Genomic DNA, 22,411 nt, shown 5'->3' with positions numbered 1-22,411 from the left:
TACGGGTATATATACAAAGGGCCTGACAATGATTGAGACCAAGATCAGAAAAGTCGGAAACTCCGCTGTCATCACCCTGACCACGGAGATGCTGACGATGCTGGACGCCAAGGAGGGCGACACCCTGTTTGTGGTGCGCGGCGATGACGGCAGCCTCAAGGTGATGGCGCATGACCCGTCCGTGGCCGAGGCGCTGGCGGCGGCTGAGATCGTGATGGATGAGAACCGCGATCTGCTTCAGGCGCTTGCGTGAGCAGCTATAAATGGGTGCCGCTGGCGGCGGTGACTGTCATTCATGACCGGCAGATTGCCCGCCACGGCGGTGCGGCGGGGATGCGTGACAGGGCGCTGCTGGAGATGGGCTGCGCACGGGCGATGAACCTGGCGGCCTATTCGGATGCCGGGGTGGCAGAGGTTGCAGCGGCGTATGCGTTCGGCATCGCCAAGGCCCATGCCTTTGTCGATGGCAACAAGCGCACGGCGTTTGTGACCGCCGTGACCTTTCTGCGCCTCAATGGCTATCAGTTCCGCCCGGACCCGGTGGAGGGCGTGCGGATGATGGAAGACCTCGCCACCGGTGATGTGGACGAGGCCGCATTTGCGGAGTGGCTGACGGCAGGGATGGTGCCTGTATAGCTCTTGCCAACAGTTATGACCCGCCCGGCTGAAGGCCGGGCAGCGCCCGACCGCCCCCATGGGCGGGCGCTTCGCTTCCGCCCGCGGTCGGGCACTGCCCTTTGCGTATTTATTCGGGCCGCCACCTCAAGCGGCCCGTTTTCTTGTCGCAGTGCCTCAGGCCCGCAGCCGTGAACCCGAAGGATCAAAGGCTGCCGCTTCCAGAATGCGCGCCTTGTGCGGCTTGCCGAGGATGAACACCTCAACCGCATCCCCCGGCCCCGCGACCGCCGGGTTGGCATACCCCAGCGCCAGCGACTTGCCCGCGGAGTAGCCGTAGGCACCGGAGGTCACCCGCCCGGCCGGTTTGCCTTCGGGCGTGAAGATGGGTTCACCGCCGGAGGCGTCGGCGTCGTTCACCGCGTCAATTTCAAAGGCCGAGAGCACTTCGCGCGGGACGTTGTCCTTGACCTTCAGATAGGCGTCCTTGTTGAGGAAATCCTTGTCCAGCTTGATAAGACCGGCAAGGCCAACCTCCTGCGGCCAGTATTCCTGGCTGTACTCGCGGCCCCAGGAGCCATAACCCTTCTCGATCCGCAGGGAGCCGAGGGCACGGCCGCCAACCGGGCCGCCGCCGAAGTCTGCCGCCGCTGCCAGCAGAGCCGAATACAGCTTGACCTGATCGCCTTCGGCGCAGTGCAGCTCCCAGCCCAGATCGCCGGTGAATGAGACGCGGATCGCCAGGCATTCCACGCCGGCCACGTCGATGGTGCGCGAACGCATGAAGCGGAAGGCTTCGTTCGACAAGTCGGCATTGGTCAGCCGCTGCAGCATATCGCGCGATTTCGGACCGGCCACGTTGAAACCGGCGATGCGGTTGGTGGCGACCTCAAAGGTGGTGCCTTCCGGCAGTTCGACCATGTTGAAGAACCGCTGGTGATAGCGTTCCGCCATGCCGGAGCCGACCATCATGTATTCGTCGTTCGCCACCTTGGTGATGGTGAAGTCACCAGCCACGCCGCCGCGGACCGAGATCAGCGGGGTGAGGCAGCTACGGCCCACCTCGGTCGGTACTTTGTTGGCCACCAGCATGTCCAGCCACTCAAACGCGCCCGGACCCTTGATCACGTAGTTGGCGAAGTTGGAGATGTCGATCACGCCGACGTTCTCGCGCAGCATGTTGACCTCGCGCCCCACCGGCTCCCACCAGTTCTGGCGGGTGAAGCTGTTGGTGTCCTGGGTGCCGGGGGTGCCGGAGAACCACAGCGGATGCTCCCAGCCGCAATTGAGGCCAAAGACGCCTCCCATTTCCTTTTGCATCTCATAGGCCGGGCGCACCCGGGCCGGGCGGCCGGCGCTGCGTTCCTCGTTCGGGAAGTGGATGGCGAACCGGTGCGCGTACTGGTCCTCGACCCGGGCCTTGGTGAATTTCTTGTCGGCCCAGTCGCCAAAGCGCGCCAGATCCCAGGCGAACATGTCGTACTGCGGCTCGCCCTCGATCATCCATTGCGCCGCCAGCAGGCCCAGGCCGCCGGACTGCGAGAAGCCGGGAATGATGCCGGTGCAGCAGAAGTAGTTCTTCAGTTCCGGCACCGGGCCCCAGATGGCGTTGGAGTCGGGCGACCAGATCATCGGGCCGTTGATGACGCGTTTGACGCCAGCGGTCTCGGCGCAGGGCACCCGCTCGGTGGCGCGGATCACGTTTTCCATGATCCGGTCCAGATCGTCGGGGAACAGTTCGTGCGCAAAGTCCAGCGGGGTGCCGTCCTCGGCCCAGAAGCGCATGTCCTTCTCATAAGCGCCGATCAGGAAGCCGTTGCCCTCCTGACGGAAGTAGTATTCGCCATCACGGTCGGCAATCGAGGGCAAGCGGCGGCCCAGCTTGGCGACCTCGTCGATGGATTCAGTGACGAAATACTGGTGCTCAGTCGGCTGCAGGGGCAGGGTGAGGCCCGCCATCGCCGCCACCTCGCGGCCCCAGAGGCCGCCAGCGTTCACCACCCATTGCGCATGGATGTCGCCCTTTGCGGTCCTCACGATCCAAGAGCCGTCGGGCTGCTGTTCGGTGCCAATGACCGGGCAGAAGCGTTCGATCTGGGCGCCCATGGCGCGGGCGCCGGCGGCATAGGCCATGGTCACGCCCGAAGGATCCACATTGCCGCCGTCGGGTTCGAACATGATGCAGCGGATGTCGTCGAACTGCGCCAGCGGGTGCAGCTCCTTGGCCTGCTCGCGGCTGACTTCATGGAAGTTCAGGCCGTAGTATTTCGCCTTGGCCTCCTGCAGGCGCAGCTGGTGCTCGCGCTCCTCGGTCTTGGCCAGATACAGGGAGCCGGGCTGGAACACGCCGCAGCCCTGGCCGGTTTCCTTCTCCAGCTCTTTATACAGGTTCATCGTGTAGTGCTGGATGCGGGTCACGTTGTTGTTGTCGTGCAGCCCGTGGATGTTGGCCGCCGCGTGCCAGGTGGAGCCTGCGGTCAGCTCATCGCGTTCCAGCAGCACCACGTCGTTCCAGCCGAGTTTCGCCAGATGGTAGAGGATCGAGCAGCCGACCAGCCCGCCGCCGATGACAACTGCCTGTGCATGGGTTTTCATGCGTGTTTTCCCTTGCCTGCGTGCCTGTAACAGCGCGCCCTGCAGGCCGGGGCGGGCCGCCAAATCCTTCCGGGCGAACCTAGCGGCGGCGGCGCGGGATGACCCGTGAAGAATTCAGACCCAATGGCCCCGGATTTGTTGGGTCATTGGTAGGCGGACGGAACACCCTGCTTCTAAAGGTACCGCCTGGCCGACAGGCCGGGCAGCGCCCGACCCTCCCCACGGGAGGGCTTTTACGCACCCACCCAGGGCCGGGCGCTGCCCTCAGCGCCAACTTGCTGCCAGATTGAGCGACCTTAAACTGTGATCTCTTTCATCACGCCGAGGAACTTCGCCACTTCGCCGACGCTGTTGTAGTGGCACATGGAGACCCGCACGCAAGCCTCCATGCCAAGCGGCGTCAGGATGTTGCCGGAATAATGATCCGCCTTGCGCAGATGGGTGCGGATGCCCTGTTCGTTCAGCCGCTTCACCACTTCCACCGAGGGCACGCCGTCCACGGTCAAGGAGACCAGCCCCTCGCGCGCCGGATTGTCCGCACCGCCCAGAATGGTGACGCCCGCCATCTCGGCCAGCCCCGGCAGGTTGCCGGTGCCAAAGATCATCGCATCGGTCAGCGCCTTTTCATGGGCATGGATCGCCTCCCCCGCTGCCACGAATTTAGCGCGCCGGTCCGTGGCATCGCTCACCTCGCCGCCGAGCCACTCCAGGTAATTTGCCACATCCGACAGCGTCGCATAGCTGCCGGTGTCGCGGGTGCCCATTTCCCAGTTGTCTTCCGGCCCGTCGATCAGCGCGTTATGCGGCAGGGCGGTCAGCCGGTCCGAGATCCAGGCGAGGCCATAGCCGTGGCGCGAGAACATCTTGTAGGGTGAGATCACATAGCCATCGACGCCATAGGCGGTCAGGTCGATACGCCCGTGGGCCGCGTGCTGGATACCGTCAACGATGATGAAGCAGTCCGGCGCGGTTTCTCGGATGGCAGCGGCGCAGGCGGCCAGATCGACGCCCATGCCGGTGACCGGAGAGGTGTGCACTATGGTTGCCACAACCGTGTCCGGCGTGACCGCACGGGCATAAGCCTCCGCCGTGATCGTGCCGCTGGCACCGTCATGCGGGATCAGCACGTGTGTCTGCCGCGCCACCCCGGCCCAGCGGGCGCAGGCGGAGCGGGTCGCGGGATGCTCCAGCGTGGAGCCCAGCACGGTGCCGCCCGCGGCGGTGCCGAGGCAAGCGTTCATGATCAGGCGGAACAACAGCTCGGTGCCGCTTTCGCCCGCGAAGAACTGGCCGCCCGGCGCGTTCATCATCACGCGCATGTCGTCCTTGGCCTTGGCGATCACCCGCACCAGCTCATGGCTGCCGGGGTTGTCGCGGCCCTGGTTGTCGGGGATCGCGGCATAGCGGGCGGAGGTCTCCACCACCGCATTCAGCGTCAGCGCGCCGCCGGCGTTTTCGAAGAACACGCGCGGGCCCTGCTGGGGGCATTCGTCCACCTGGGCGAAACGGGCGCGGATTTGGTCAAGGAGAGGGTCAGTGATCTGGGGCATGGCAAGTCCAACCGAAAGGCGTTTGATTTGCCGGCACAGTAAGGCGGTTGCCGGGCGGGGGCATCCGAAAAAACCCGGGGCTGAGGCCCGGTCTTCACTGCGGTTGCCGTTTGATCTTGCATTCCACGAATGAACCGCCCGGCGGCACCGCCGGGCAGCGCCCGACCCTCCCCGCGGGAGGGCGCTGCCCTCAGCGGGCTGAAACAAGCCTGGCACGTTTTCAGGTGATAAACCCCTGAAACGGCATGCGCAGGGCGGCCCGGTGGACCATCTCCGAGAGTGTGATGATGTCGAACACCGGCCGGTTCAGCGCGGCCTGCAGCGCGTGGGCATAGGGCGGCAGGTCTGTGCATTCCAGCACGATCGGGCCGATCTGCGGGTTGCGGGCGATCATGCCCTTGGCGGCGGCCAGCAGCTCTGCCTCGACCTTGGCCAGATCCATCGCGGTGCGCTCATTGCGCAGGATTACGGTGGAGAATTCCTCGGCATCATCCAGCCCCTGCACCACGACCGGCGTATTTTCGGCGCCGACGCCTTGCAAATGCGCTGCAGTCAGGCTGCCAGCCGATGCAGTGATCACCCCCACCGTGCGTCCGGTCATCTGATGCGCCAGCGGCACCTGGATCAGCGAGGAGACAAACACTGGCACATTCACCGCTGCGGCGATCTCCTTCTGGAAAACCGCCAGAAACCCGCAAGAGCCGGTTATCGCCCGCACGCCCTTGGCCTCCAGCCGCTTGGCAGCTGCGATCAGCCGGTCCTTCATCTCGCCCGTGGGGTTGGCCAGCAGTTTCGGCACCGTGATCCCCTCCAGCATCTCGTAAAGCGTGGTGAAGGGCAGGCTGGAGGGGTTCTTGATGTGGCCGGGGGGTTTGGGGAAATAGCTTTCCAGCGCCAGAACGCCGATGGAGACGCCGCAGATGTTCTGACCGCCGGGGTGGATGGTCATGCCTTGATCCTTTCATAGCGCCGCGCGCGGAACGGCGAGAGGTCTTCGTTCACAGACGTGCCGCTGACGATATCCGCCACCAGCCGCCCGGTTTTCGGGGCCATCATCAGGCCATAGTGGCTGTGGCCGAAGGCGGCGATCAGACCGGGGAAGCCTTCGACCTCGCCTATGCAGGGCAGGCTGTCGGGCAGGCTGGGGCGCTGGCCGGACCAGGTGTCCATATCGTCCGCCCGCAGGTCCGGCAGCAGCGCGCGGGCCAGCTTCACCAGCCCGTCCAGCCGTTTCCGGTTCAGCGGCTGATCGAGGCCCGCAAATTCCGCGGTGCCTGCCACCCGCAGCCCGTCCTCCATCGAGGAGGCCACGAATTTCATGTCCATATCCATGATCGAATTGTTGAGCGCGACGCCCGGGTTTTTGAAAGACACGTGGTAGCCGCGCTCGGATTCCATCGGGATCCTGATGCCCAAGGGTTTCAGCAGCTCGCCTGACCAGACGCCCATCGCCATCACCAGCTTGGGCGTCCATTCCTGCCCTGCCTCGGTGGTATAGGTCCAGCCGCCGCTTTGGGCAGGCAGGATGCCCCGCACGGTTTGCTGCAGGATTTCCCCGCCCATCGACAGGAGTTTCCCGGCCAGGACGGTGCAGATGCGCCCCGGAGAGGTCGCCCGCGCCTGGCCCTTGATCAGGATCGCGGCCTGAAACTCCGGCGTCAGCGCCGGTTCCAGATCGCGCAGTGCTGCCGCGCCGATCCGCTCCATATCGGCCCCGCGGTCGCCGCGCATTCGGTAATCCACCGAATCCAGATCGGCGGCCTCCGCGTTGCGGAAGGCGTGGACGTAATAGCTGTCCTGCACCAGATCCTCATGCCCGGTGCCCGCCAGATGCTGGCGGTACAGCTCGACGCAATTGCGGTTCAGCGTGTCCATCGCATCGGAGATTTGCTGGATCCGCCCTTCGCGCCCTTCCGACAGGAACCGCAGGCCCCAAGGCGCGACCTTGGGCAGGTAGCTTGGCTTTACCGTCACCGGCCCCAGCGGGTCCAGCAGCCAGCCCGGCACCTTCTTCCACAGGCCCGGCATGGATTGCGGCACCACCGACCAGGGCGAGATGATGCCGGCATTGCCGTAGGACGTCGCCTGGCCCGGTGCGTCCCGGTCGATCAGGCGGACACGGAGGCCCCTTTCTGCCAGGCTCAAGGCCGAGCAGATGCCGACGATCCCGGCGCCCAGGACAGTCACATCGGGGGAGACGGGGGTGCTCATTGCGCCGCCCCCGCCTGAAGCTTGCGCTGCTGGCCCAGCTGCTGCAGCAGCACCGGCGCCATCACCGCAAGCGCCGCGATGTCAGAGCCGCCGGACGGCGCCACCAAGAGCAGGCCTCCGATCGCCATCAGCAGCCGCCAGATACCGCTGAGCGGCGCCAGGAAGTAGGCCGAGACAGCGGTGGCGATGGCAAAGACACCCGCCGCGCAGGTCAGGGTGACCTGGGTGAAGCTCAGCAGCGTGAAATGCTCCGGCAGCACGATCAGCATGGTGGGCGCGTAGACAAACACCATCGGCACCATCAGCTTGCCCAGCCCCAGGGTAAAGGCGTTGAGCCCGGTGCGGAATGGGTTGGAGCCCGCAATCCCCGCCGCCGCATAGGCCGAGGCGCAGACCGGCGGGGGGGTCTCTGAAAACACACCGTAGTAGAGCACGAACATATGTGGGGCGGGCGGCGGCCCGCCCAGCTGGCTGGGGGCGGGCGCCGCAACCGCCACAAGCATGATGTAAAGCGCGGTGGTCGGCAGGCCGGCCCCCATCAGGATACAGGCCATGGCGATCAGCACCAGCGACAGGAACTGCTGGATCGAGGGCTGGCTGAACGCCTCGATCGAGGTCCAGTCCAGGAACGGCGCAATCGCTGCCGCCATATCCGCCGCGCCGCCGGTGACCATGAAGCCGAGGCGGAAGCCGACGCCGGTGGTGTTGATCACACCGACCACAATGCCCACCGCGGCAGAGGCAGCGCCCACGGCCAGCGCGTATTGCACCCCGACATGGAAGCTGTCGAACAGGTTGCGGAAGGTCTGCCGCTCATTGCGGTGCAGGCAGCCGATGACGGTCAGCGCCGCCAGCATCCCGGCCATTACCGGCGTATACCCCTCGCCGGAATAGGGCGAGGCCTTCCAGAAGATGAAGGCGAGCAGCGCCAGCGGCACCAGCAGCGTGGCCGGTTTGTCAAAGGCGCAGAAGCCGACGACGATGCACAGGCTGAGGCCGACGAAGGCCGCCATGTTCGGCGAATAGCCCGAGAACAGCACCAGGAGGAGCGCGATCAGCGGAATAATGGTGTACCAGCCGTCCTTCCAGACCTGCAGAAACTTGGGCAGCTGCTCCTTGGGATAGGCAGTGAGGCCCAGTTTCTTGGCGGTGAAATGCACGATCGAGATCACCCCGATATAGTGCATCAGAGCCGGCACGATCGCCGCAATCACGATGGTGGTATAGGGCACCTCAAGATATTCAGCCATCAGGAAGGAGGCCGCCCCCATGATCGGTGGTGTGATCTGCCCGCCTGCCGAGGCCGCGGCCTCAACCCCGCCTGCGAAATGGCCGGGGTAGCCCATTTTCTTCATGTTGGGGATGGTCAGGGAGCCGGTGGAGACCGTGTTGGCAATGGACGAGCCGGAGATGGTGCCGAAGAAGGCCGAGGACACCACCGACACCTTGGCCGGCCCGCCGGTATAGCGGCCCGCAAGCAGCATGGCGTTGTCGACAAAGAACTGCCCCAGCCCCATCCGCTGCGCCACCACGCCGAACAGCACGAAGTGGAACACCACGGTGGACACCACCCACAGCGTCACACCAAAGATGCCTTCGGACGGGAAATACATGTTGTTGACGAACTGCTGCCAGTTGACGCCGGGGTGCTTGAGGATCTGCGCGGGCATGTAGGGGCCGAACAGCGCATAGGCCATGAACACCAGGATGATCAGCGGCAGCACAAAGCCGATGGTGCGGCGCGCGATCTCCAGCACCGTCAGGATCAGCACCGAGCCGAAGAACACATCCAGGCCGGACGGGTTGCCCTGCCGCAGCGCCTGTTCTGCAATGTCAAAGCCGAACATGTCAAAGCCGCGCCAGCTGACCCAGAGAAACAGCGCCGCCGCCATGCTGAGGCCGGTCAGCGCCCAGTCATAGAGCGGCACATTTCCGGGGCGCAGCGGATTGGGTCCGCGCCAGTCCAGGCTGCGCGCGGTCCGGATCATGGGAAAGCCCACGAAAATGAACAGGAACAGGCCCGCCAGGTGAATGCCCATATGCACATGGTCCACCGGCGTGCCGAATCCGGCCGTCCACAGGTGATAGAGGGCAAAGGCGATGCTGGCCCAATAGATGAACCCCGTCAGCTTGGGTCCGTTGTCGCGCGTGTTCAGAGCGGAGTCATACTGCTTCTCCAGCTCCTCAAGCGCCTTGGTGTCGAGATGGGTGTCCAGGGACATCGGGGGTCTCCAGTTCCGGGGCTTCACCGGCAGGGTGCCGGGAAACGTAAAGCAGCAGCGAGGATCTCCTTGCAGCAGGTGCTTAAGCTTTCCGGTAATTCTTTGAAACAGAGGGCCAGGTTGCTTTGTGACACTGAGGGCAGCGCCCGACCCTGGGTGGGTGTGAAGCGCCCTCCCGTGGGGAGGGTCGGGCGCTGCCCGGCGGTGCCGCCGGGCGGTTCCTGTTTGTGCCGTTTCGCTGCTGATAAACGTTACTTCAGCATGCCGATTTCGCGGTAGAAGCGCTCAGCCCCCGGATGCAGCGGCACGCCGATGCCTTCAACGCCGTCCAGCGCGGTTTCCAGCGTGATCGCCTTGCCCTTGGGGTGGCCGTTGTCCAAGAGCTTGCGGGCGGTGTCGGACCACATCGCCTTGGTGATCTGATAGATCAGCTCTTCATCCATACTGGCATTGGTGACCAGCATGCCGGAGACCGCCACTGTGTTCACGTCATAATCCACACCCGGATAGGTGCCCGCCGGAATGGTCGAGGGGATGTAGTAGGGCACCGTGGTATTGGCCATCTTGACCTCTTCCTCGGACCAGTTGTGCAGCTCCATCCCCTTGGTGTTGTCGAGCTGGATCATCGCCGCGACGGGTGTGCCGGCCGCATAGAAATAGGCGTCCAGCTGGCCGTCGGCGATGCGCTCGGCGGACTGGGCGTTGTTCAGTTCAGCCTCGTCGATGTTATCGCGGTTGACGCCGTGGTCGTTCAGGATCAGCTCCACCGCGATCTGGGTGCCGGAGCCCGCCTGCGCGATGCCCACGCGCTTGCCCTTCAGCTCCGCGAGGCTCTCCAGCTTGTGGCCCTCAGGCAGCACCAGGTGCAGGTCCTCCGGGAACAGGTTGGCAATCACCCGCAGGTCGGGCTTGGCGTTGCCTTCGAACTTGCCCTTGCCGTGGTAGGCGAAATGCAGGGTTGCGGCGCCGGACAATCCCGCCTCCATCTGGCCCGCCTGAATGGCGTTCACGTTATGGGCAGAGGCGTTGGTCGACTGCGCCATCGCCACTAGGCCCGGCACGCCGCAGTTGCCGCCCTCGTCACAGGCGCGCGAGCCGGGCGGGTTGGAAATCGCGTTGGCGATAATGCCGCCGATTGGGAAATAAGTGCCACCTGCGCCGCCGGTGCCGATGCGGAAAAAGGTCATGTCCTGCGCCACAGCAGTTCCGGTCAGCATGGTGCAGGCCAGCGCGGCCCCGGTCAGTGTCTTGATAAATCCCATTGTCTCTTCCCTTGGTTTTGGCTGCCGCGTTGCCCGGCAGCTCACTCCTCCGATTTTTGCATCATGAGTAAGGAGAAGCATAAGTACAAATTTAAAATTATACTGTATGTATAGATCAGATTTATGATGGGTTTGCGCCAGGGGGCCATTGATGAACTCACACCAGCTTGCGGTCTTTCATGAGGTCATGAAAACCGGCTCGGTCAGCCAGGCGGCGCGCAACCTGCACCGCACCCAGCCCGCCATCAGCGCCGCCATCAAAACGCTGGAGGAGGAGCTGGGGCTGCCCTTGTTCCTGCGCGAAGGCCGCCGCCTGGTGCCGGTGCCCGAAGCACAGTATCTGATGGCGGAGGCAACCGAGATCCTGTCGCGGATGGAAACCGCGCAGCAGAACCTGGCCAACATGCGCGACCGGGTGCAGGGGTCGATCCGCATCGTGGCGATGCCGGGGCCGTCGACCTATCTGCTGCCGGAATTCATCAGCCGGTTCGTGGCCGGCAAGCCCGAGGTGCGGGTGACGCTGGCCACCCGGTCCTCGCCGCAGGTGCGCAGCCTGGTCGCCGCCAACAGCTTTGACATCGGGTTCTGCGACATGACCCGGTTCCGCGGCGACCGCAAACTCTATGCGGCGGAGGAACTGCCCAGCAATTGCCTGTGCGCGGTGCCGGCCGGCCATCCGCTGGCGCAGCAGGAGGTGATCACCGCGGCCCAGCTCAGCGGCCAGCCGATGGGCGCGCTGCAGCCGGACCACACCACCTATCAGGCCACCTCGCAGGCGTTTCAGGCCGCGGGCGCCGAATTCAACCTGCGCTATGATGCGCAGTATTTCCTGCCGCTGTTCCACTTCATCGCCGCCGGGCAGGCCTGTGCGGTGGTCGATGTGCTCAGCGCCGAAAGCTACCGCCGAAGCCACGCGGGCGAAGCGCGGATCCGCTTCCTGCCGTTTGAGCCGCAGATCCCCTTTGGCTATTCGATCCTGACCCCCAGCGAGCGGCCGCTGTCGCAGCTGGCCGCCAGCTTTGCCGCGGCCTGGCGCGAATATGTGACGGAAATCCTGGCGGCCTCCGCAAGGTAGACCAGTTCTGGGGGCATCCGGGCTCCCGTCCCAACCGCACGCGTCATGACGGCGGGCGCTTAATGCTCAAAACTTAGAGGCTTATTTTCTAATAGAAGTTTAGCCTTCACTTCCATCTACAGAATTGTATACAGTTATGAGTGCGAATCCTGGGCTGCGGCCCGGGGCAGGTTTTATGCAGGCTTTGGGAGGCCCCCCCATGACAACCACTATGACTGGCGCCGAGGCGATGGTGCGCTCGCTTGAGGCGCATGGCGTCACCCATATCTTTGGCCTGTGCGGCGACACCACGCTGCCTTTCTACGATGCGATGAACCGGCTGGAGCATGGCATCACCCACGTGCTGACCCGTGATGAGCGCAGCGCGGCCTATATGGCCGACGGGTTTTCCCGCGTGACCGGGCGGGCGGGCGTTTGCGAGGGGCCGTCCGGCGGCGGCGCCACCTACATCCTGCCGGGGCTGATCGAGGCCAACGAAAGCTCTTACGCGGTGCTGGCAATCACCACCGATATTTCCGTCGGCTCCTACGGGAAATACCCGCTGACCGAGGTGAACCAGGAGGCTCTGATGGCGCCGCTGACCAAGTTCAACACGGTGATCAAGCGCGCCGACCATATTCCGCGCATGGTGCGCCAGGCGTTCCGGGCGATGACCACCGGCCGCTCCGGCGCCGCGCATCTGGGTCTGCCGTATGACATTCAGCACGACGACGTTCCGGCCGGTGATATCTGGGGCGATCCCCGGCACCAAAGCTACCCCGCCTACCGTGCCGCGCCGGAACCGGGCGCGGCTGAGGCCGCCGCCGAGGCGATCCTGTCCGCCCAGTCGCCGCTGATCGTCTGCGGCGGCGGCGTGGTGATTTCGGGCGCGATGGCGGAACTGGGCCGGCTCGCGTCCCGTCTCGACATCGCAGTGGGCACCTCGATTTCCGGCAAGGGGTCGCTGGCCGACACCCACCCGCAATCGCTGGGGGTTGTCGGCTCCAACGGCGGCACCGATGAAACCTGGGAGATGATGGAGGCTGCCGATCTGGTGGTGTTTCTGGGCTGCCGGGCGGGCTCCACCACCACATCGCGCTGGGAGGCGCCGAAGCCTGGCTGCCGCATTGTGCATATCGACAACGACCCGATGGTGATCGGCGCCAACTACCGCACCGAGGTGGGCGTGGCGGCCGACCTGAAACTGGCGCTGGCGGCGATGAATGCCTACCTGGATGGGCGCCCGGGTGATCTGCCGGCGTTTGGCGCGGCTGCCAAGATCGCCGGCATCAAACAGCGCAAGTTCGCCAGGTTCGAGGCGCTGGCCAGCAGCAACACCGGCCAGGTTCTGCCGGAGCAGATCATCCACGCGCTGAACCGCAACCTGCCCGATGACGCCATCGTGGTCTCGGACCCCGGCACCAGCTGCCCCTATTACAATGCCTACTCGCAGCAAAAGCACCCGGGCCGGCACTATATCACCAACCGCGCCCATGGGGCGCTGGGGTATGCGCTGTCCGCGTCTCTGGGCGCCTGGTTCGGGCGGCCTGACAGCAAGGTCGTGGGGCTGATGGGCGACGGGTCCTTCAACTTCACCTGCGGCGAGCTGGAAACCGTGGTGCGCTGCAACGCGCCGATCACCTATGTTGTGTTTTCCAACGCCAGCTTTGGCTGGATCAAGGCCAGCCAGCGCGATGATTGCGGCAAGCGTTACTATAATGTGGACTTCAACCGCACCAGCCACGCAGCGGTGGCCGAGGCCTTCGGGGTCAAAGCCTGGCGGGTGGAGACGCCGGAGGATCTGGAGCAAGCCGTTCAGGAGGCCTTTGCCCATGACGGCCCAACCCTGATTGACGTGGCCTGCCAGGCGCTGGAAGAGGCCGCCGCGCCAGTGCGCCGCTGGATGGGCTGATCCTCTGCAAGACCCTGCCTGCCGCCCGGCGGCACCGCCGGGCAGCGCCCGTCCGCCCCCATGGGCGGGCGCTTCGCTTCCGCCCGCGGACGGACGCTGCCCTCTTACCCAGGTTTCACTCCCCAGTTCTGCTGCTCCCGATTTGCTTTTCCCTGCTGGCCGGTTATCAATCCTGAAACCCGCTATCAGGAAAGGCACCCGCACATGGAAAACCCCACCGCCCCCAAACCCGGTGCCATGCTGCACCTGCGCGGCAATACGCTGTCCGAGGGCGATCCGGTGGCGCTGCCGCTGACGCAAAGCTCGATGTACCACCTGCCGGGCGACTGGAACGGCGGCCCCAGCTATGGCCGCGCGGACAACGCCACCTGGGAGCATCTGGAGCACGTGCTGGGGTATCTGGAGGATGCGTCGGCGCTGGCCTTCCCCTCCGGCATGGCGGCGATCTCGGCGTCGCTGTTTGCCACGGTCAAGGCCGGGTCCCGGATCCTGATCCCGTCGGACGGCTATTACGTGACCCGGCGTCTCAGCGAACGGTTCCTGCAGCCTTTGGGGGTTGCGGTGGAGCAGCGCCCGACGGCCAGCTTTGCCGAAGGCGGATTTGAGGGTTTTGACGTTGTTTTTGCGGAAACCCCGTCCAACCCCGGGCTGGACCTCTGCGATCTGCGCGCGGTTTCGGAGGCGGTTCATGCGGCGGGCGGGCTGCTGATTGTGGACAACACCACCATGACCCCGCTGGGCCAGCGCCCGCTGGAGCTGGGCGCGGATGTGGTGGTGGCCTCCGACACCAAGGCGCCGGGCGGCCATTCGGATGTGCTGATGGGCCATCTGGCGACGCGCAACCAGGATGTGCTGCAGGCGGCGCGGGAGTGGCGGCTGTTCGGCGGCGGCATCCCCGGCCCGCAGGAGGCGTGGCTGGCGCACCGCGGGCTGGAGACGCTGGACGTGCGGTTCGACCGGATGTGCAGCACCGCCGAGCTGCTGGCCGAACGGCTGGCCGCGCATCCGCGGGTGCAAAAGAGCCGCTTTCCGGGGCTGAAATCCGATCCTTCGCACGCGCTGGCGAAACAGCAGATGGCGCGGTTCGGCTTCCTGATTTCAATCACGCTGGACAGCGCGGACCAAGCCGATGCCTTCATCAACAGCTGCCCGCTGATCCGCGCGGCGACCTCCTTTGGCGGGGTGCATACCTCGGCGGAGCGCCGCGCCCGCTGGGGCGATGCCGTGGCGCCGGGGTTTGTGCGGATTTCGATCGGCACCGAACCCGCGGAAGAGCTGTGGAGCGCCATGGCAGCTTCGCTGGACGCGCTGCAGGGCTAGGGCCGCCAGAGTTTCCCGCCGCTGTCCCTGCGGGGACAGGCGGGGCACCGGCATCAGGTCAGCGCCTGATACAGCGACATCAGCCAGCTGGCGACCGCCTTCACCTCCTCCCGCTGGCCCGCGCGGTCGTTGATCACCAGGTAGTGCGAGCGGCGTTTCGGCAGCTTGCAGGCGGTGGGGGCGATGACCAGCCCCTGGTCCAGATACTGCTTGGCAAAGCTTTCCAGCACCATCGTCACCCCATGGCCCGCCGCGACCGTCTGCAGCGCCAGCAGCCAGGAATCGGCCTTGAGCCAGTCGGTGGTGACCTGCAGGGTCAGCCCGTGCAGATCCGCCAGACGGCCCCAGTCGGTTTCCGAGCCGATGATCTGCACCACGTCGGCGCGGGCCAGATCCTCGATCGACGGCGCGCCGCCAAGGGCCGCGGCATAGGCCGGGCTGCAAACGGGAATGGCGCTTTCGTGGCCCAGATGCAGGATCTGCGCCTCCTGCCAGTCGCCGGAGCCATACCGGATGTCGATGTCCAGCGCCTCCTCGTCAAAGCGGCTGGCCCAGACGGTGGTGGACAGCTGCACGAAAATGTCCGGGTGTTCGGCCTGAAACCGGGCCAGCTGCGGCGCGATCACCAGGGCGGCGCAAGAGATCGTTGCGCGCAGCCGCACCACGCGCTTGCGCTTGCTGCCGAACAGGCCGGTGGTGGCGCGCTGCATATCGTCAAAGGACTTGCGGATCGGCTGGGCATAGGCCTGGCCGGTGTCGGTCAGCGCGACGCCGCGGGGCAGGCGTTTGAACAGCCGGGTGTTCAGGTGCTGTTCCAAGAGCCGGATCTGCTGGCTGACGGCGGCGGGGGTCAGCCCCAGCTCCGCCGCCGCGGCGGAAAAACTGCTGAGCCGCGCGGCGGCCTCAAAGGCTTTGAGCCAGGTGACATGGGGCAGGGTGGTCATGCATACCTTTAAGCAGAATTACCCCTTAGGGGCAAAACACATTGTTTGATTTGCGCCTAAGGCGCTGTGCAAGGTCACTGCACGACACAGAATGCGGGCTGGCCATGGCGCGGACATTTGACTTCATCATCGTGGGGGCCGGCTCAGCAGGCTGTGTGCTGGCGGACAGGCTGACGGCCAGCGGCCGCCACAAGGTGCTGCTGATCGAGGCGGGCGGCACCGACCGGCGGGTTTGGATCAGGATCCCTGTGGGGTACGGATTTACCTTCTCGGATCCCAAGGTGAACTGGCGCTATTCGGCAGCGGCGGATCCGGGGCTGAACGGGCGCGCGGCGTATTGGCCGCGGGGCAAGGTGCTGGGCGGCTCCAGCTCCATCAACGCGATGGCCTATGTGCGCGGGCTGCCGCATGATTTCGACGATTGGGAGGCTGCGGGCGCCGCGGGCTGGGGCTGGGAGGCTGTGCGCGCCAGCTATGACGCGCTGGAGAGCACCGACGAGTGGCACGAGGGCCGTCGCCGGCTGCGCGGGAGGGGGCCGGTGCGGGTCACCGACCTCAGCGAGCGGATGCATCCCTTTGCCCGCAACTTCCTCGCCGCCGGGCAGGACATGGGCTGGCCGGTTCTGCAGGACATGAACGCCGCGGCGGAGGCCGGGACCAACACCCTGCCCGGCGAAGGCCTGGGCTATGTCCGCAGCACGGTGAAGGCCGGGCGGCGCTGGTCCTCGGCGGATGCGTTCCTGCGGCCCGCGATGAGGCGCGGCAACCTGACGGTGGTCAGCGGCGCACTGGTGGAAAAGGTGCTGACCGCGGGCGGGCGCGCCACTGGCGTGGCCTACCGGGTGAAGGGCCAGACCCAGCTGGCCGCGGCAGCGCGGGAGGTGATCCTGAGCGCGGGCGCGGTGAACTCTCCGCAGCTGCTGCAGCTGTCGGGGATCGGACCGGCGGCGCTGCTGCAGCGGCACGGGATCTTGGTGAAGCATGATCTGCCGCAGGTGGGGCAGGGGCTGCAGGACCATCTGGCGGTGTCGCATTATTACTGGGCCAATACCGCGACGCTGAACAGCAGGCTGGGCAGTGTCGCCGGGCAGGTGAAGGCCGGGCTGCAATACGTGCTGACCCGCAAGGGCCCGCTGAGCGTGCCGGTCAACCAGTGCAGCGGATTTGTCCGCACGCAAGGCGCGGCGCTGCCGGATGTGCAGGTCTACTGCAACCCGGCGTCTTATTCGACGCAGGCCAGCGGCAAGCCGCAGATCGACCGGGACAACGGCTTCCTCCTGTGTGTGCAGCCCAGCCGCCCGCTCAGCCGCGGGCAGATCGCAATCCGCTCCGCCGATCCGGCGCAGGCGCCGCTGATCGAGCCGAATTCGCTGTCGGCGGAGGAGGACAAGGTTACGGCGGTGCGCGCCAGCCGCCTGCTGCAGGCGCTGGCCGCGACCCCCGCCCTCAAACGGGTGACGCGGGAGCGGCGCGATCCGGATATCCTGCACATGGATGATGCGGCGCTGCTGGAAAACTTCCGCGAGCGCGCAGGCAGCGTGTTTCATGCCTCCTGCACCTGCCGGATGGGGCATACTGCGGCAGACTCGGTGCTGGATGCGCGCCTCAGGGTGCATGGGATGGCGGGGCTGAGGGTGATTGATGCCTCGGCCTTTCCGAATGTGACCTCCGGCAACACCAACGCGCCCACCATGATGCTGGCCGCGCGCGGGGCGCAGATGGTGCTGGACGACAACGAAAACAGGCCCTTGGCGGCTGAATGACAGGGATGCACAGATGAAGCTCGAAACCATCGAAACCTTTGTGTTCGGCAACCCGCCGCCGCGCCACGGCGGGCGTTATTTCATCTTTGTGCGCCTGACCACCGCCTGCGGCATCACCGGCGTGGGAGAGATTTATAACGCGACCTTCGGCCCAGATTTGTGCTGCGCGATGGCGCAGGAGATGTTTGCCCGCCAGTTCGAAGGCTGCGATCCGCATCATATCGAGAAGCTGTGGCGCAAATCCTATGGCGCGGGCTATACCATGCGGCCCGATGTGACGGTGATGGGGGTCTTAAGCGGTCTGGAAATGGCCTGCTGGGACATCATCGGCAAGGCCGCGGGCAAACCGGTCTATGAGCTGATGGGCGGCCAGGTGCATGACCGGCTGCGCAGCTACACCTATTTGTACCCGGCTGAGGGCGACGTCTACCCGGACCCGGACACGCCCAACGTCTACAACGACCCGGATCTGGCGGCGGAGGCGGCCCTGATACAGGTGGAGAAAGGTTTCACCGCGGTGAAGTTCGATCCCGCAGGCCCCTATACCATCTATGACGGCCACCAGCCGCGGCTGGAGGATCTGGAGCGCAGCGAGATGTTCGTCAAACGCATCCGCGAGGCGGTCGGCACCCGCGCGGATTTGCTGTTCGGCACCCACGGGCAGTTCACCGTTTCCGGCGCCAAGCGGCTGGCGCGCCGGCTGGAACCCTATGAGCCGTTGTGGTTCGAGGAACCGGTGCCGCCGGAGAACCCCGCCGATATGGCGGAGGTCGCGCGGTTCACTTCTATTCCGGTCTCCACCGGCGAGCGGCTTTGCACCAAGCATGAATTTGCCCGTGTGCTGGAGGCCGGCGCAGCCTCGATCCTGCAGATGGATCTGGGGCGGGTCGGCGGTCTGCTGGAAGCCAAGAAGATCGCCTCCATGGCCGAGACGCGGCAGGCCCAGATTGCGCCGCATCTTTACTGCGGTGCGGTGGTGGCGGCGGCGAACATCCAGATCGCAACCTGCAGCCCGAATTTCCTGATCCTCGAAAGCATCGGCACCTTCGAAGGCCCCTATATGTCCTGCCTCAAATCCGCGATCACCTGGGAGGACGGCTATGTGATCCCCTCCCGCGAACCGGGCCTGGGGGTGGAGCTGGACGATGCAGCTATCGCCGCCAGCCCCTATACCGGCAGCAAGCTGCATCTGGAGCTGGCGCAGGAACCGGTGGTTCCGTAAGCGCGGCGCATGTCCCGCTGCACGCGGCGCCCGGACCGGGACAGGGAGGGCCGCCGGGCGGCCCCCGCCTGGTTCAGATCCCGGATTTCACCTTGGTCCAGGCGCGGGTGCGCTGGCGCAGAGCCTTGCCGCCCAGGCTTTTGTCCGGGAACAGGCGGGCCAGGGTGGCCGCGTCGGGGTAGATCCCCGGATCGGACAGAATCTCCGGCAGCACATGCGCGTCCGCTGCGGAATTGGCATTGGCAAAGAAAACGGTGTTGGACACCTCGGCTATCACCTCGGGCCGCAGCATGTAGTCGATGAACGCATAGGCCGCATCCGGATTGGCGGCATCTTTCGGGATCGCCATCAGGTCGATCCACATCAGCGTGCCCTCCTTGGGGATCGCGTAGCGGATTTCGACGCCGTTTCCGGCCTCCATCGCGCGGGCCTGGGCAAGCCCGGCGTCGCCGGAATACATCACCGCCAGGCACAGGTTGCCGGCCGGCAGATCGGTGGAGGGCTTCTGGTTGCTGAAGTAGCTGATGTTCTGCGCCGCCGCGGCAAGCAGGTCCTGCGCCCGGGCAATCTCTGCCTTGTCTTCGGTATAGGGGTCGGCGCCGAGATAGTTCAGGGTGACCGCCAGCATCTCAACCGGCGAATCCAGCACGGCGATGCCGCAGTCCTTGAGCTTGGAGGCATAGTCCGGGTTGAACAGCAGATCCCAGCTGGCGGCGGGCAAATCCCCCAGCCGTTCAGCGATCTGTGCCGGGTTGTAGCCAATGCCGATGGTGCCCCAGGTGTACGGCACGCCCAGTTCGCGCCCGCCAGGCACCTGATCCAGCGAGGCCAGGATTTCCGGGCGCAGGTTGCCATAGTTTGCCAGCCGCGAGGGGTCGATCGGATGCAGCGCCCCCGCCTGCAGCTGCCGTTCGGCGTTGGAGGCGGCAGGGAAGACCACGTCATAACCTGAGCCGCCTGCCAGCATCTTGGTCTCCAGCACCTCATTGCTGTCGAAGTAATCCAGCGTCACCTTGGCGCCGGTGGCGGCCTCATACCCGGAAATGGTGGTTTCACCGAAATAGTCCGCCCAGTTGTAGATCGCCAGATCGCCGGCAGAGGCTGGCGCCGCCAGGGCGGCGGCCAGCAAGGTTGCGGTCATGATGGTGTTATTGATCATTGTTTCCTCCCTGTCGTGCGCTGCCTCAGCGCTGGCCGGAAGGTCCGGCAGCGTAGAGGCAGAGCATGTCGTTGGCGATGGTGGCCGCCGCGATGGCGGTGATTTCGGAGATGTCATAGGCCGGGGCGACCTCCACCACGTCCATGCCCGCCACATCAATGCCCGCCAGGCCGCGGAGGATCTCCTGCGCCTGAAAGGGGCTGAGGCCGCCGATAACAGGCGTGCCGGTGCCGGGGGCAGAGGCCGGTTCCAGCGCGTCGATGTCGAAGGTGACATAGGTCTTGTGAGCGCCAACAATGCCGCGGATCTTCTGCGCCACCGCTTCCGGCCCTGTCTTCTGCACCTCGATGGCGTCGATGATGTTCATCCCCATCGGATCGGGGTTGTGGGTGCGGATGCCGACCTGAACAGACCGGGCCGGGTCCACCAGCCCCTCGCGGATGGCGTGCCACAGCATGGTGCCGTGGTCGATGCGGCCTGCCTCGTCCGCCCAGGTGTCGGAATGGGCGTCGAACTGGATCAGGCTCAGCGGCCCGTGCTTCTCCGCGTGCGCCTTGAGCAGCGGATAGGTGATGAAGTGGTCGCCGCCGATCGACAGCAGCGCGGTATCCGTGGCCAGCACATCCCGCGCCGCCTGGGCGATCTGCGCAGGCACCTTGTGCGGATAGCCATAGTCGAACTCGCAATCGCCGTAATCGACCACCCGCAGCGCCTCATAGGGGTCGGCCTCCCACGGCCAGGGTTTCGACCAGGCGATATGGCTGGACCCGGAGCGCAACGCCCGCGGTCCCAGCCGGGTGCCGGAGCGGCTGGACACCGACAGGTCAAACGGCACGCCCATCACCGCAACATCCGCGCCGCTGAGGTCGCGGGTATAGCGGCGGCGCATGAAGCTGAGCGCACCGGCATAGCTGGCCTCGGCAACCACCCCGCGGTCGCTCTCGCGGGTAAAGGCCAGGTCGCCCTGCACGGGGTTCACGCTGGAGGTATTGGACATCTAAGGCTCCGTCACATTGAAAATCTGAGTGAGCCCAGTTTGAATTGTGCGCTTATGCCGGTAAACTCAGCAATAGATGTATATCCTTAGGTATAGATGAGCACAGAAACCAGATACCCGCCGCTACCCGCCGCATGGGCGGATGCGATGGCAGCCCTGGCCGGGACGGCCGGCACCGAGCGTTTTCCCGGCGCGCTGCGGCAGATCCTTGGCCAATGCTGCAATTTCGACTCGATGATCGTCTCGCGGTATGACGGCGCGCGGCCGCCGGTGTCGCTGTATCAGGATCTGGATGAGCTGCAGGCGGCGATCACGGTGGAATTCTACGCCAGCGGCCCCTACCTGCTGGACCCGCTGTATCAGGCCTGCCGCAATGGCTGCGCGCCGGGCGCCTACCGGCTGTTGGATCTGGCGCCCGAGGCCTTTTACCGCTCGGAATACTACCGCGCCTTTTACCGCAAGATAAATATCAGCGACGAAATCGGCGTTCTCGTGCAGGACGGGCCGGAGCGCTGGTTCATCGTCTCGCTGGCCCGTTTTGCCCGCCAGCAGCGGTTCGAGGCCGCGGACACGGACCGGCTGAACGCGGTGTTCAAGGTGATCACCGCCGCGGTCCGGCGGCAGTGGGGGCAGGCGGAGACCGCGGTGCAGGGGGGGGCGCAGGACGGCTGGGAAGACCGGATGCAGACCTTTGGCGCCGGCGTCCTCAGCCCGCGCGAGCAGGAGGTTGTGCAGCTGATCCTGCAAGGGCACTCGACCCCTTCGGCTGCGGCCTATCTGGGCATCGCCGAGGGGACGGTCAAGGTCCACCGCCATCATGCCTACTCCAAGCTGGGGATCTCCTCGCAGGCTGAACTGTTTTCGATGGCGACCCGGCATCTGGCGGCAGGGTAGCGCCCTTGGAAGGGGCGCTGTGCCGGCGGCCGCAGACGGTGCGTTGCACGCTTCAATACATTCATTCAAAGCCGGTCAGGAACCTGACGTTTTGACGGGAATCTGTGCGGGTTAGCGGAACCATCAGCACACATCCGGTCAGTTTCCAATTTTCCTGTTGACCAAACCCACAGATTCGCGAAATCTGCCCGATAAGCAGGAAAGGCCAGCGCCCGCCGGGCTGCTGCGGTCTGGCGGCGGATTAACCCGGTGCAAGCACCGCCTCCGGTACCCTTGCCGCCGCAGGCAGGCCAGCCCTCCCCCCTGCGGTTCACCGGGCAGAAAAACAAAAGAAGGGCGCCAAAAACGATGCCGATGTCCCCGCACCACACTGAGCGCGCCCCGCGGGCCGCCGGAAACGCCGCCCGCACTGCTGGCGCAGGTCAAAGAGTAACGTAATGGCGATCCTGACCTTTCTGATCAGCCTCGCGGGCGCGACGATGCTGCTGCTTTACGCGGTGCGGATGGTGCGCACCGGGATCGAGCGCAGCTATGGCGCCTCGTTCCAGCGGCTGCTGACCGGGCGGCAGAGCCATCTGCAGGCCGGCATGATGGGGCTGACCCTCGCGATCGTGCTGCAAAGCTCGGCGGCGGTGGCGCTGCTTGCGTCGGGCTTTGCGGCCAGCGGCTACCTCGCCTTCCCCACCGGGCT

Annotated in this window: 17 protein-coding genes and 1 pseudogene; 9 read left to right on the top strand and 9 right to left on the bottom strand. The window is 65.5% G+C overall.

Annotated elements, in window-relative coordinates; all coding sequences use genetic code 11:
* The first annotated feature begins 28 nt into the window (after window positions 1–28).
* Both PHA8399_RS03235 and PHA8399_RS03230 read left to right on the top strand, forming a co-directional pair.
* On the top strand, window positions 29–253 hold the full coding sequence (locus PHA8399_RS03235; RefSeq protein WP_008558191.1) for an AbrB/MazE/SpoVT family DNA-binding domain-containing protein: 225 nt from the start codon (window positions 29–31) through the stop codon (window positions 251–253).
* Window positions 250–636: a type II toxin-antitoxin system death-on-curing family toxin gene (locus tag PHA8399_RS03230; RefSeq protein ID WP_058284759.1), complete on the top strand. Its 387-nt coding sequence runs from the start codon at window positions 250–252 to the stop codon at window positions 634–636. Before PHA8399_RS03235 ends, PHA8399_RS03230 begins: the two co-directional genes overlap by 4 nt.
* Window positions 637–792: 156 nt before the next feature.
* Here the strand turns inward: PHA8399_RS03230 and PHA8399_RS03225 are convergent, their stop codons facing one another.
* The 6 genes from PHA8399_RS03225 to PHA8399_RS03200 form a co-directional block, all read right to left on the bottom strand.
* Window positions 793–3,210, bottom strand: coding sequence for a GcvT family protein (locus PHA8399_RS03225; RefSeq protein ID WP_058284758.1), 2,418 nt, complete (start codon window positions 3,208–3,210; stop codon window positions 793–795).
* Between the two features lie 296 nt (window positions 3,211–3,506).
* Entirely contained in the window at window positions 3,507–4,760 is a 1,254-nt protein-coding gene (locus tag PHA8399_RS03220) for an aminotransferase class V-fold PLP-dependent enzyme (RefSeq protein ID WP_058284757.1), read from the bottom strand.
* A 220-nt stretch (window positions 4,761–4,980) separates the two neighbouring features.
* The gene (locus PHA8399_RS03215; protein ID WP_058284756.1) at window positions 4,981–5,709 is read right to left on the bottom strand and encodes an aspartate/glutamate racemase family protein; all 729 of its coding nucleotides are present in this window, start codon (window positions 5,707–5,709) and stop codon (window positions 4,981–4,983) included.
* Window positions 5,706–6,971, bottom strand: a complete 1,266-nt coding sequence (locus tag PHA8399_RS03210) for an NAD(P)/FAD-dependent oxidoreductase (protein WP_058284755.1) — start codon at window positions 6,969–6,971, stop codon at window positions 5,706–5,708. Before PHA8399_RS03210 ends, PHA8399_RS03215 begins: the two co-directional genes overlap by 4 nt.
* A complete protein-coding gene (locus PHA8399_RS03205) occupies window positions 6,968–9,193 on the bottom strand; it encodes a TRAP transporter permease (RefSeq protein WP_058284754.1) in 2,226 nt (741 codons plus the stop codon). The genes PHA8399_RS03210 and PHA8399_RS03205 overlap by 4 nt, the downstream gene beginning before the upstream one ends.
* A gap of 251 nt (window positions 9,194–9,444) precedes the next feature.
* Window positions 9,445–10,455, bottom strand: a complete 1,011-nt coding sequence (locus PHA8399_RS03200) for a TAXI family TRAP transporter solute-binding subunit (protein ID WP_058284753.1) — start codon at window positions 10,453–10,455, stop codon at window positions 9,445–9,447.
* A 151-nt stretch (window positions 10,456–10,606) separates the two neighbouring features.
* Between PHA8399_RS03200 and PHA8399_RS03195 the strand changes: the two genes are divergently transcribed.
* The 3 genes from PHA8399_RS03195 to PHA8399_RS03185 all read left to right on the top strand — a co-directional run bounded on the left by PHA8399_RS03195 (window position 10,607) and on the right by PHA8399_RS03185 (window position 14,741).
* Window positions 10,607–11,530 carry a LysR family transcriptional regulator gene (locus PHA8399_RS03195; protein ID WP_058284752.1) on the top strand — a complete coding sequence of 308 codons (924 nt, stop codon included), beginning with the start codon at window positions 10,607–10,609 and terminating at the stop codon, window positions 11,528–11,530.
* Between the two features lie 199 nt (window positions 11,531–11,729).
* On the top strand, window positions 11,730–13,421 hold the full coding sequence (locus PHA8399_RS03190; RefSeq protein ID WP_058284751.1) for a thiamine pyrophosphate-binding protein: 1,692 nt from the start codon (window positions 11,730–11,732) through the stop codon (window positions 13,419–13,421).
* Between the two features lie 204 nt (window positions 13,422–13,625).
* Window positions 13,626–14,741 carry a cystathionine gamma-lyase gene (locus PHA8399_RS03185; protein WP_058284750.1) on the top strand — a complete coding sequence of 372 codons (1,116 nt, stop codon included), beginning with the start codon at window positions 13,626–13,628 and terminating at the stop codon, window positions 14,739–14,741.
* 53 nt (window positions 14,742–14,794) lie between these two features.
* Here PHA8399_RS03185 and PHA8399_RS03180 read toward each other — a convergent pair whose 3' ends face one another.
* A complete protein-coding gene (locus PHA8399_RS03180) occupies window positions 14,795–15,685 on the bottom strand; it encodes a LysR substrate-binding domain-containing protein (protein WP_058284749.1) in 891 nt (296 codons plus the stop codon).
* 104 nt (window positions 15,686–15,789) lie between these two features.
* On the opposite strand from PHA8399_RS03180, the gene PHA8399_RS03175 reads away from it, so the two are divergent.
* Together PHA8399_RS03175 and PHA8399_RS03170 are read left to right on the top strand one after the other, a co-directional pair.
* Window positions 15,790–17,448 carry a GMC family oxidoreductase gene (locus tag PHA8399_RS03175; RefSeq protein WP_058284748.1) on the top strand — a complete coding sequence of 553 codons (1,659 nt, stop codon included), beginning with the start codon at window positions 15,790–15,792 and terminating at the stop codon, window positions 17,446–17,448.
* A gap of 13 nt (window positions 17,449–17,461) precedes the next feature.
* On the top strand, window positions 17,462–18,670 hold the full coding sequence (locus PHA8399_RS03170; RefSeq protein WP_058284747.1) for a mandelate racemase/muconate lactonizing enzyme family protein: 1,209 nt from the start codon (window positions 17,462–17,464) through the stop codon (window positions 18,668–18,670).
* 73 nt (window positions 18,671–18,743) lie between these two features.
* Here PHA8399_RS03170 and PHA8399_RS03165 read toward each other — a convergent pair whose 3' ends face one another.
* Both PHA8399_RS03165 and speB read right to left on the bottom strand, forming a co-directional pair.
* On the bottom strand, window positions 18,744–19,829 hold the full coding sequence (locus PHA8399_RS03165; RefSeq protein WP_058284746.1) for an extracellular solute-binding protein: 1,086 nt from the start codon (window positions 19,827–19,829) through the stop codon (window positions 18,744–18,746).
* Window positions 19,830–19,854: 25 nt separating this feature from the next.
* Complete coding sequence (gene speB / locus PHA8399_RS03160; RefSeq protein WP_058284745.1) at window positions 19,855–20,826, bottom strand: agmatinase; 972 nt, start codon at window positions 20,824–20,826, stop codon at window positions 19,855–19,857.
* A 96-nt stretch (window positions 20,827–20,922) separates the two neighbouring features.
* Between speB and PHA8399_RS03155 the strand changes: the two genes are divergently transcribed.
* Together PHA8399_RS03155 and PHA8399_RS03150 are read left to right on the top strand one after the other, a co-directional pair.
* Complete coding sequence (locus tag PHA8399_RS03155) at window positions 20,923–21,720, top strand: helix-turn-helix transcriptional regulator (protein ID WP_058284744.1); 798 nt, start codon at window positions 20,923–20,925, stop codon at window positions 21,718–21,720.
* Window positions 21,721–22,157: 437 nt separating this feature from the next.
* Window positions 22,158–22,411, top strand: a pseudogene (locus tag PHA8399_RS03150) (Na/Pi cotransporter family protein); the annotation flags it as partial.

The organism is Leisingera aquaemixtae (assembly GCF_001458395.1).
Lineage (GTDB): Bacteria > Pseudomonadota > Alphaproteobacteria > Rhodobacterales > Rhodobacteraceae > Leisingera > Leisingera aquaemixtae.
The sequence above is the reverse complement of the archived record's forward strand: the minus strand, read 5'-3'. Positions and strand labels throughout refer to the sequence as shown.

What these genes read in the sequence shown, in the direction of transcription:
- PHA8399_RS03235 (WP_008558191.1), top strand. Translation starts at nt 29, where the DNA reads ATGATTGAGACCAAGATCAGAAAAGTCGGAAACTCCGCTGTCATCACC.
- PHA8399_RS03225 (WP_058284758.1), bottom strand. Translation starts at nt 3,210, where the DNA reads ATGAAAACCCATGCACAGGCAGTTGTCATCGGCGGCGGGCTGGTCGGC.
- PHA8399_RS03220 (WP_058284757.1), bottom strand. Translation starts at nt 4,760, where the DNA reads ATGCCCCAGATCACTGACCCTCTCCTTGACCAAATCCGCGCCCGTTTC.
- PHA8399_RS03215 (WP_058284756.1), bottom strand. Translation starts at nt 5,709, where the DNA reads ATGACCATCCACCCCGGCGGTCAGAACATCTGCGGCGTCTCCATCGGC.
- PHA8399_RS03210 (WP_058284755.1), bottom strand. Translation starts at nt 6,971, where the DNA reads ATGAGCACCCCCGTCTCCCCCGATGTGACTGTCCTGGGCGCCGGGATC.
- PHA8399_RS03205 (WP_058284754.1), bottom strand. Translation starts at nt 9,193, where the DNA reads ATGTCCCTGGACACCCATCTCGACACCAAGGCGCTTGAGGAGCTGGAG.
- PHA8399_RS03200 (WP_058284753.1), bottom strand. Translation starts at nt 10,455, where the DNA reads ATGGGATTTATCAAGACACTGACCGGGGCCGCGCTGGCCTGCACCATG.
- PHA8399_RS03195 (WP_058284752.1), top strand. Translation starts at nt 10,607, where the DNA reads ATGAACTCACACCAGCTTGCGGTCTTTCATGAGGTCATGAAAACCGGC.
- PHA8399_RS03190 (WP_058284751.1), top strand. Translation starts at nt 11,730, where the DNA reads ATGACAACCACTATGACTGGCGCCGAGGCGATGGTGCGCTCGCTTGAG.
- PHA8399_RS03185 (WP_058284750.1), top strand. Translation starts at nt 13,626, where the DNA reads ATGGAAAACCCCACCGCCCCCAAACCCGGTGCCATGCTGCACCTGCGC.
- PHA8399_RS03180 (WP_058284749.1), bottom strand. Translation starts at nt 15,685, where the DNA reads ATGACCACCCTGCCCCATGTCACCTGGCTCAAAGCCTTTGAGGCCGCC.
- PHA8399_RS03175 (WP_058284748.1), top strand. Translation starts at nt 15,790, where the DNA reads ATGGCGCGGACATTTGACTTCATCATCGTGGGGGCCGGCTCAGCAGGC.
- PHA8399_RS03170 (WP_058284747.1), top strand. Translation starts at nt 17,462, where the DNA reads ATGAAGCTCGAAACCATCGAAACCTTTGTGTTCGGCAACCCGCCGCCG.
- PHA8399_RS03165 (WP_058284746.1), bottom strand. Translation starts at nt 19,829, where the DNA reads ATGATCAATAACACCATCATGACCGCAACCTTGCTGGCCGCCGCCCTG.
- speB (WP_058284745.1), bottom strand. Translation starts at nt 20,826, where the DNA reads ATGTCCAATACCTCCAGCGTGAACCCCGTGCAGGGCGACCTGGCCTTT.
- PHA8399_RS03155 (WP_058284744.1), top strand. Translation starts at nt 20,923, where the DNA reads ATGAGCACAGAAACCAGATACCCGCCGCTACCCGCCGCATGGGCGGAT.